The organism is Pseudomonas sp. S3E17, assembly GCF_024168685.1.
Lineage (GTDB): Bacteria > Pseudomonadota > Gammaproteobacteria > Pseudomonadales > Pseudomonadaceae > Aquipseudomonas > Aquipseudomonas marginalis.
In genome coordinates this window covers 2,424,251-2,433,545 of record NZ_JALJWE010000001.1, presented here as the reverse complement: position 1 = coordinate 2,433,545, position 9,295 = coordinate 2,424,251, and the positions used below count along the sequence as shown (strand labels likewise).

Here is a 9,295-nt window from a genome sequence, read left to right as displayed (position 1 = left end):
GGGGACTGTCTTCGTCTGGGCGATCCAGCCTACGACGTACTGGAAGGTTCTCATCGAAGCAGTGAACGTCAATCTCACCTGTTACGGAACCATTTCTTTGCGTTCACCAATAAGGTGCCGTGCCCCGGTATGCGTTAAGAGCACCGTGTTGGCACAATTTAATGTTGATAAAAAAGGTGTATATGACTCTTTCTATTGGTAACTCCGTTTCTCAATCCTCCCCTTACGCAGCAGCTGCTGTCTCAGGTGAGAAGATGCCAGGCCTGCCGACCCGTGACGAGCGTAGGCCCGAGGGTGATCAGCGCAACGCGCAGCAGATCCAATACGATAACCCTATCCTGAACCGGACAATTTTGTCGGGAAGCGACGATGCAACCCCTAATGGGCGAGAGAGCCGAGATAGGCTGACCAACAATCTGAAGCAACAGGTAGGCGACTTTACCTCCGACAACCAAGACCCTGAGTCTCGTGCCGATGCGAATTATCGCTTGGCGCATGCGGTCAACTACATTGATAGCGATCCGAGTCTATCCAGGCATCAGAGCAGGTCGCCAGGTGATGGAACTCTGGATCAGAAATCCGAGGTATACCGCTTGGTTACCTTCAGCAAGGAAGGTTATTCCGCCCTGAATCAAAAATAATCGGGTTTTACTGGCGGTTGTATCCGCTGCCCACGTCGCTCACCTACGGTCGGCGTGGTCTCGGGATAAACGCCACACTCCCATCCTCACGCTTCTGAAACAACCGCTCGCCGTTGGCCGGCTGGGTGCTGATCACCTGATGATCCGCACCCAGGAATGCCAGCGGCGCCGGATCATCCTTGGAAAACTGCGCGACGATGATCGTACGGTGCGGGTCGAAGGCCTGGCCGCTGGTTTTTTCCAGCCAGGCCATGAAGGCAGCGGTGTCACCCTGGCGGGGAAAGTCCTGGGTTTCGGCGATGTAGTAGAACGGCTTGCCGCCATTTTGCAGGTACATCGGAACCTTGTTGTCGACTTCCACCAGCACCATCTGCCATTGGTTCCAGGGCGCGCTTTTCACGGCCTCGGCTTGTACATCCTCGGCGAAGCGGGTCACGCCGCCGTTGCCGTTGGACCAGGGATAGGCCACGCCGAGGATCAACAGCATGAGTGCGGCAGCGATCCCCAGAGCCTTCTGCCAGCACGGCCAACTGGCGGGCTTTTTCCACACGCGTTCACTCAGCCACCACGCCGCCAGCAACTGGGCAAACGGCACCAGCGGCAGTACGTAGTAGCTGCGCCGGCTGCCGCTGGCGGTAAAGAACACAAACAGCAGGCCCAGGCCCCACACCAGCCAACGCACGTTCGGCGGGGTGTGGCGCCAGTGCCGCACGGCCAGCCACAGGCCGAGCAGCCAGCACGGCGTCCAGGGCAGGGTGTAGGCGGGCAGGTAGATCAGGTAGGTGTAGATCGGCCCCATATGGTCGAAGGGGTCGAAGAAACGCACCACGTTTTCCCGGAACACCAAGGCCAGGCCGCTCGCGCCATAGGTCGGTGCGCCGTAGACGTGCGACAGCACGAAGGGCACGGCGTACACCGCGGCGGCGATCAGCACGGCCAGCAGCAGGCGCAGGTTGAGGTGGCGCTTGTAGCGCTGTTCGCCGAGCAAGTGCGGCAACAGCACCAGACCGGGCAGCACGAAGCCGATCAGGCCTTTGAACAACGACGTCAGGGCCAGCAACAGGAAAAACACCGTGTAGCGCCACAGCCGTGTGTCGTCGGGGCCGCGCCAATACCAGGCGACGGCCGCCAGTACGCCGCACACGGTGAGCACATCCGCCGTGGCCACGCGGGCCCAGAACAGGAAGTAGAACGTGGTGGCGAGCATCCAGCCGGCGATCAGCCCCGTGCCCTTGCGGAATAAACGTTCGCCGATCAGGTACACCAGCCACACACTCAACCACGCGCCGATCACCGACGGCAGGCGCAACGACCAGGGGCCGAGGCCCCCCATCAGGTGGGCTGCGCCGGTGATCAGCCAGTAGGAGGGCAGGGGTTTGTCGTAATAGGGCACGCCCTTGAGGTACGGGTCGAAATAATCGCCGCTTTGCAGCATCTGCAAGACGATATTCGCCCAGCGGGTTTCCGGGCCCCACAGGTCACGCGCGCCCAGGCCAGTGAGCAGCAGCAGGGCCGAGACGCCGAGCAACAGCAGGAGAGCGCCGCGTTCGGTCTTGAAATAACCCGGCATCATGGCGCCTGTGGGTAGAGGATAAGTTCCAGGTAGCCCTTGTAGTAGCGTTTGCCTCCGGGCGGCAATTGCCCGGCCTCGCGCATTTCACTGGTGCTGTTGACCCGCAGCAGCACGCCGACCGAGCCGTGCTGGCGCGCCTCTTTGAGCCAGCCCTGAACCTGTTCCAACTCCACTTTGCGTGTGACCGCACCGGCGTACTGCAAGCCGTAGCGCAACTCGCCTTCGGTGTCATACAGCGCCACGTCGGGTCGTTGCAGGCGCCAGGCCAGGGCGCTGGCGCTCCCTAGTTCGTTGCTCAGCAGCGCGTGGGTGTGCTGCAGCTCATCCAGGTGTTCCAGCACAAATTGGTCGGGCATTTCGTTATCGGCGATGCAGGCCGGCATGCTCGACGGCAACAGCACCACCAGCAGGCCGATGCCCAGGGCCGGCATCGCCCACAGCGTCAGCGGCCGCACGCTTTGCAGCAGGTTGGTGAGGATCCAGCCCAGCAGCACGATAAACGCCAGGGACAGGCTGAACATCTCGGCATGGCTGTTGCTGTACAGCGGCCGGGCGATTTGCAGGTAGATCAGCCCGACCATGGCGGCCATGCCGATCATGAAGTTGAACAGGCCATTGAGGCGCAGGGTGCGGGTTTTGCCCTGGCTGACCAGCTCGCTCAGGGTATGCCCCATCAGCAACGCCAGGGGCAGCAGGCACGGCATGATGTAGGTCGGCAGCTTGCCGTTGCTCAGGCTGAACAAGCCCAGGGGCAGCAGCAACCACAGGGCCAGGAAGGCGATTGCCGGTTGGCGCTTTTCTTTCCAGGCCTGGTACAGGGTGTTGGGCAGCAGCCCGGCCCACGGCAGGCAAGCCACCGCCATGATCGGCAGGAAGAACCACCAGGGTCGCACGTGCTGCGCGTTGTCGGCGCTGAAGCGGCGGATGTGTTCATTCCAGAAAAAGAAGCGCCAGAAATCCGGTTCCTGAGTGTGGATCGCCAGCACCCAGGGCAAACACACCAGCACAGCCACGCCGATGGCCAGCGGGCCATACCGCAGCAACTCGCCCAGGCGCCGCTGCCAGAGCATATAGGGAACGGCAATCAGCACCGGCAGCGCCCACGCCAGGAAACCCTTGGTCATGAACCCCATGGCACAGGCAAAACCCAACACGGCCCAAGCGCCTAGGCGGTTGCGCAGGGTGCTGCTGTCGAGGGCAAACCACAGCGCCACCAGGCTCAGGTTGACCCACAAGGTGAATTGCGGATCGAGGTTGGAATACCCCGCTTGCCCGGCCACCAGGCCAAAGCTCAGGTAGAGCAGGGCACAGGCGAAGCTTTTTCGCGGGTCGTTCCACAGGCGACGGGCGATCAGGTAAGCGAGCAGCACGCTCAAGCCGGTGGTCAGGGCCGAGGCGATGCGCACGCCGAACAGGTTCTGGCCAAACACGGCCTGGCCCAGGGCGATCAGCCAGTAACCGGCGGCCGGTTTTTCGAAATAGCGGATGCCCATGAAATGCGGTGCCACCCAGTTGCCGCTCAGGAGCATCTCCTGGCTGATCTGGGCGTAGCGGGTTTCATCCGGTATCCACAAACCGTGCAGGCCCAGTGGCAACAGATAAAACGCGACGAAGGCCAGCAAGAGTACCGGCAGGGGTTTCAGGCGAGTCATGAAAACGTCGCTCCTTGACGTCTGATGGTGGTTTTTTCAACTAATGAAGTAATGGCGAAAGTCGTCACAGCGGTCACTAAATAACAGGAAATAGTCATAACGACCTTAATTAAGGACGCAACTAAACATGCCAGAACAGGGCTGTCTTTTTGCTGAACATAAGCCGTAGCGGCGGGAAGGGAATGACTTAGATTTGTTTAAGCGCGGCAGGCCAGTCCTGGTTTTTCATGATGCCCAGGGCCTTGAACTTGCCGTTGGCCAGCACCTGCACGAACAGCGCGCTGCCGTACTCGGAAAACGTGGCGTGGGGGAAGCCCAGGGCGGTTTCAAAGTCGGCGATGCAACCACTGTGGGTGACGAATACGAGGTTGCGTCCAGCCTGTTTGTGGCTGAGCAGTTCTTCGCCCATGGCCTTGCCGCAGACGGCTTGTTCGCTGGAGGTCATGTCGGTTTTGCCGAACATGAAACGCGAGGTCTGGGCCGTGCGAATGGCGGGGCTTGAGAGTACGTCGGTGCCGTCCATGCCCATGGATTTAAAGGCTTTTCCCAGGTTTTCGGCGTGTTGGCTGCCGTTGATCGTCACGCCTTCCACCGGGCCCAGGCACGGGTTGCTCGAACGGTCGCAGCGCTCTTCATGACGCACCAGTACGATCAGGTCGCCGTCGCGCCACAGCGGCAGCACCTGGGAGGTCAACAGGCGGTTGCCCACGCCAAGGTCCCGCGGGGAAGTCGGCCAGAACAGCGCGCAAGTGAGCAGCACGGCGAGCACGGCAAGTCCGAGCCAAAGCGGTTTGAGGCGCTTGAAAAAGGCTCGGCGCGAGCGTGGTTTAATCAGGGTAAGGTCAACCACTACATTCACCATGGTCACTATCGGCTGTGTTGTATTAATTAGGCGCAACTTGTCGGCAAGTGCCCGAAGTGAAGCGCGAGGCTGTCACAGGGTGGCTGTCTTTTCGCTGAACATGCTGCGGTTAGAAGTTGCCAGGCGTGACAACTAAAAAGTTGCCGACGAGTGACGCATGGCCGGCAATTTAAAGTGCGGTGGGTGGGCGGCCGGTGAAAAGCATGTGAAAAATTTGCGTGGCCTTGATCCTCAGCCGTTATTCTCGATTGCCAGCCATCCGATGAGTGCTCCCATGTTGCAGGTGCAAGGTGTCTTCAAAAGCTACGCCACCCCCCAAGGCCCGTTGGCGGTGTTGGCGGGGGTCGACTTGCACCTGGGAGCGCGCAGCAGCCTGGCGTTGATGGGTGAGTCCGGCAGCGGCAAGAGCACGCTGCTGCACTTGGTTGCCGGGCTTGATCGGGTGGACGGCGGCAGCATCCTGGTAGGTGAGCAGCGCCTTGACCGCATGAGCGAGGCGCAACTGGCCCACTGGCGGCGTACCGAAGTCGGCCTGGTGTTCCAGCAGTTCAACCTGATCGGCAGCTTGCGCGTCGACGACAACCTGGCGTTCCAGGCCCGCCTGGCGGGGCGTTTTGACCCGCAGTGGCAGGCGCAATTGGTCGAACGCCTGGGCCTGGGGGACTTGCTCAAGCGTTACCCGGAACAACTCTCGGGCGGCCAGCAGCAACGGGTGGCGGTGGGGCGGGCGTTGGCCTCGCGCCCAGGTTTACTGTTGGCCGACGAGCCCACCGGCAACCTCGACGAAGCCACCAGCGATGAGGTGCTGCAACTGCTGTTGGACCTGCTGCGCGACAGTCCCACCAGCCTGTTGATGGTCACCCACAGCCCACGCATCGCCGCCCGCCTGGACCGGCAAGTGGTGCTGCATCACGGACAGGTCATGCCGACGTGAGGGTGTTCTACTGGACCTTGCGTGCCTTGCTCAGCCATTGGCGACGCCATCCGGTGCAGTTCTTCAGCGTGCTCACCGGCCTGTGGCTGGCCACCGCGCTGCTGACCGGGGTGCAGGCCCTTAACAGCCAGGCCCGCGACAGCTACGCGCGCGCCAGCCAATTGATCGGCGGCGAACCCCAGGCCAGCCTCAGTGCGCCGGACGCCGCCAGTTTCCCGCAAACGCTGTTTGCCCAACTGCGTCGTGCCGGGTGGCCGGTGTCGCCGGTGGTACAGGGGCGGCTGCAACTCCAGGGGCATGAGGACGTGCGCCTGCAATTGATGGGCATCGAACCACTGTCGTTGCCCGGCAGCGGCGCGGTGGCGGGGCAGCGCCTGAGCCAGGCGCAGATGCTGGCCTTCTTTGAACCGCCGGGGCGTACCTGGATTGCACCGCACACCTTGCAGGCCCTGGGGCTGCGCGAGGGCCAGCAACCGCTCACGCTGACTGGGCAGCGCCTGCCGCCGTTGCAGGTCCAGGCGGATATGGCGCCCGGCCTGTTGCTCACCGATATCGGGTTTGCCCAGGCGCTGCTGGAGATGCCCGGCCAGCTCTCACGCCTGCTGGTGGACAAGGCCTTCGCCGCTCGCCATCCCACACCGCCCGCCGGGCTGCTGCTCAAGCAGGGCGAGGAGAATAACCTCGCGCGGCTGACCGAGAGCTTTCACCTGAACCTTGATGCGTTGGGCTTCCTGTCGTTTGTGGTGGGGCTGTTTATCGTGCACGCGGCCATCGGCCTGGCCCTGGAGCAGCGGCGCGGGTTGTTGCGCACGTTGCGCGCCTGTGGGGTGAGTGCGCGGATGTTGATCCTCGGCCTGGGGGTGGAGCTGGGGGCGTTGTCGCTGTTGGGGGGCGTGCTCGGCGTCGCCAGTGGTTATCTGCTGGCCAGCCTGTTGCTGCCGGATGTGGCCGCCAGCCTGCGTGGCTTGTATGGCGCCGAGGTGCCGGGCCAATTGAGCTTGAGTCCCTGGTGGTGGGCGGCAGGGTTGGGCTTGAGCCTGCTCGGCGCCTTGCTTGCCGGCGCCAGCAGCCTGTGGCGCGCGGCGCGTCTGCCGTTGCTGGCGCTGGCCAACGCCCAGGCCTGGCACGAGGCCCATGGGCGCTGGTTGCGGCGCCAGGGCTGGGTCGCGGCTACGGCCTTGCTGATCGCGTTGTGGGCGTTATGGCTGGGCGACAGCCTGGCGGCGGGCTTTGTGTTGATGGCGGCCTTGCTGCTCGGCGCCGCCCTGGGGTTGCCGGTCGTGCTCAATGGGCTGTTGAAGGCCGTATTGGGGCGCAGCCGTTCGGTCCTCGGCCAATGGTTCCTGGCTGACTGCCGCCAACAATTGCCGGCCCTGAGCCTGGCATTGATGGCGCTGCTGTTGGCCCTGGCCGCGAATATCGGCGCGGGCTCCATGACCTCGGGCTTTCGCCACACCTTCAATAACTGGCTGGAGCAACGCCTTACCGCCGAGCTGTACCTCAACCCGCAAACCCCGGCCCAGGCAGAGCAACTCAGCGCCTGGCTGGCGCAGCAACCGTTGGTGCAAACCGTGTTGCCCACCTGGCAGGTCGCGGTGCAATTGCAGGGCTGGCCGGCGGATCTGTTTGGCGTGGTCGACGACCCGACCTATCGCCAGCACTGGCCGTTGCTGGAAGCGGCGAGGGCGCCGTGGGACCAGTTGCAGCAAGGCGATACCCTGATGCTCAGCGAACAGCTGGCGCGGCGGCTGGAGGTTACGCTGGGTGATACGCTGAGCATTCCCACGCCCCAGGGGGTGTGGTCGCCCACCGTAGTGGGGGTGTACGCCGATTACGGCAACCCCAAGGGCCATATGCTGGTCAACGCCCGCCACCTGCTGGCCCACTGGCCGACACTGACGCCGGCGCGATTCAACCTGCGGGTGTTGCCGGAAAACGTGGCGCCGCTGGTGGGTGAAGTGCAGCGCGCCTTTGCCCTGGAAGACAGCCGTATCGTCGATCAACAGCAACTCAAGGGCTGGTCGAGCCAGGTGTTCGAGCGCACCTTCGCCGCCACCGCCGCGCTCAACAGCCTGACCCTGGGCGTGGCCGGCGTGGCGCTGTTCATCAGCCTGCTGACCCAGAGCCAGAGCCGCCTCGGCCAACTCGCCCCGCTGTGGGCATTGGGGGTGACGCGCAGGCAATTGATGCTGCTGAACCTGGGACAAACCTGGCTGCTGGCGGGGCTCACGCTGCTGCTGGCATTGCCCCTGGGGCTGTTGCTGGCGTGGTGCCTGGATGCGGTGATCAACGTGCAGGCCTTTGGCTGGCGCCTGCCGTTGCAAGTGTTCCCGTGGCAGCTCGCACAATTGCTGGGGCTGGCGATGTTGGCCACGTTGCTGGCGTCGGCTTGGCCGCTGTGGCAGCTGTACCGCAGCCGTCCGGCGGATTTGTTGAGGACGTTTGCCCATGAAGATTAAGCCCCTGTTCCTGGCTGTACTCTCTGTAGGAGCGAGCTTGCTCGCGAAAAAACCGAGAGCGCCGCGTGCAGCCGGAATGCCCGCGTTATCGTTGACGTTTTTCGCGAGCAAGCTCGCTCCTACAGGGCTTCTTCTGTTGCTGCTAGGCGCGTGCGACCAACAACCTGCGCCGCCGGAAAGCTTCGCCGGCCTGGGCAGTGACGCGGCCGACTTTGCTCAGGTGCTGCCCGGCAAGGTCTTCAGCTTTCCCGAGGACCATGGCCCCCACGATGGCTTTCGGATCGAGTGGTGGTACGTCACCGCCAACCTCAAGGACGCCCAGGGCAATGTGTTCGGCGTGCAATGGACGCTGTTTCGCAACGCCCTCAAGGCCGGGCCGACCCAAGCGGGCTGGCACGACTCGACCGTATGGCTCGGCCACGCCGCCGTCACCTCCGCCACTCGCCACTACGCTGCCGAACGCTTCGCCCGCGGCGGCGTCGGCCAGGCCGGGGCGCAGGCAGCGCCGTTCAACGCCTGGATCGACGACTGGAATTTCGCCAGCCAGCCCGGTGCCGCGAGCGCCTTGGCGGACATGCAACTCAAGGCCAGCGGTGCGCAATTTGCCTACGACCTGCGCCTCACCTCCAGCCGGCCATTGGTGTTGCAAGGCGACAACGGCTACAGCCGCAAATCCGATCAGGGCCAGGCGTCGTACTACTACAGCCAGCCCTTTTTTACCGCCGAAGGCAGTGTCAGCATCGACGGCCAGACGTATCAGGTCAGCGGCCCGGCCTGGCTCGACCGCGAATGGAGCAGCCAACCGCTGACCGCCAGCCAGACCGGCTGGGACTGGTTCTCCCTGCACCTGGACCGTGGCGAGCAGTTGATGCTGTTTCGGGTGCGGCAAACCGACGGCGCGTCCTACCTGACCGGCACCTGGATCGACCGCGAAGGCCACACCCAGACCCTGCACAATGCCGATATCCAACTGGCACCGCTGGACACCACGACGATCGACGGCCGCCAGATTCCTACACGCTGGTCGCTGAAGATTCCCGGCAAGCAGCTGGATATCAGCACCCAGGCCGTCAACCCCAAGGCCTGGATGAACCTGAGTATTCCGTACTGGGAAGGGCCGGTGCGGTTTGAGGGTGGGGTGGGGTACCTGGAGATGACCGGATATTAGGGTTGT

Annotated in this window: 7 protein-coding genes and 1 pseudogene; 4 read left to right on the top strand and 4 right to left on the bottom strand. The window is 63.3% G+C overall.

What is annotated here, in order from left to right; genetic code table 11:
• Positions 1-182 precede the first annotated feature (182 nt).
• Entirely contained in the window at positions 183-641 is a 459-nt protein-coding gene (locus tag J3D60_RS10570) for a hypothetical protein (protein WP_141696564.1), read from the top strand.
• Positions 642-684: 43 nt separating this feature from the next.
• Here the strand turns inward: J3D60_RS10570 and J3D60_RS10565 are convergent, their stop codons facing one another.
• The 3 genes from J3D60_RS10565 to J3D60_RS10555 all read right to left on the bottom strand — a co-directional run bounded on the left by J3D60_RS10565 (position 685) and on the right by J3D60_RS10555 (position 4,728).
• Positions 685-2,211, bottom strand: coding sequence for a glycosyltransferase family 39 protein (locus J3D60_RS10565; RefSeq protein ID WP_253491355.1), 1,527 nt, complete (start codon positions 2,209-2,211; stop codon positions 685-687).
• Entirely contained in the window at positions 2,211-3,866 is a 1,656-nt protein-coding gene (gene arnT / locus J3D60_RS10560; RefSeq protein WP_253491353.1) for a lipid IV(A) 4-amino-4-deoxy-L-arabinosyltransferase, read from the bottom strand. Before arnT ends, J3D60_RS10565 begins: the two co-directional genes overlap by 1 nt.
• A gap of 187 nt (positions 3,867-4,053) precedes the next feature.
• On the bottom strand, positions 4,054-4,728 hold the full coding sequence (locus J3D60_RS10555; protein ID WP_253491351.1) for a histidine phosphatase family protein: 675 nt from the start codon (positions 4,726-4,728) through the stop codon (positions 4,054-4,056).
• Between the two features lie 274 nt (positions 4,729-5,002).
• Between J3D60_RS10555 and J3D60_RS10550 the strand changes: the two genes are divergently transcribed.
• Complete coding sequence (locus J3D60_RS10550) at positions 5,003-5,662, top strand: ABC transporter ATP-binding protein (protein WP_253491349.1); 660 nt, start codon at positions 5,003-5,005, stop codon at positions 5,660-5,662.
• The gene (locus J3D60_RS10545; protein WP_253491347.1) at positions 5,659-8,121 is read left to right on the top strand and encodes an ABC transporter permease; all 2,463 of its coding nucleotides are present in this window, start codon (positions 5,659-5,661) and stop codon (positions 8,119-8,121) included. The genes J3D60_RS10550 and J3D60_RS10545 overlap by 4 nt, the downstream gene beginning before the upstream one ends.
• 24 nt (positions 8,122-8,145) lie before the next feature.
• On the opposite strand, the pseudogene J3D60_RS10540 reads toward J3D60_RS10545, so the two are convergent.
• Positions 8,146-8,232 (bottom strand): annotated as a pseudogene (locus J3D60_RS10540) (outer membrane lipoprotein carrier protein LolA); the annotation flags it as partial.
• Between J3D60_RS10540 and J3D60_RS10535 the strand changes: the two are divergent.
• A complete protein-coding gene (locus J3D60_RS10535) occupies positions 8,198-9,289 on the top strand; it encodes a lipocalin-like domain-containing protein (RefSeq protein ID WP_253493985.1) in 1,092 nt (363 codons plus the stop codon). The pseudogene J3D60_RS10540 and the gene J3D60_RS10535 sit on opposite strands and share 35 nt — an antisense overlap.
• Positions 9,290-9,295: the final 6 nt, after the last annotated feature.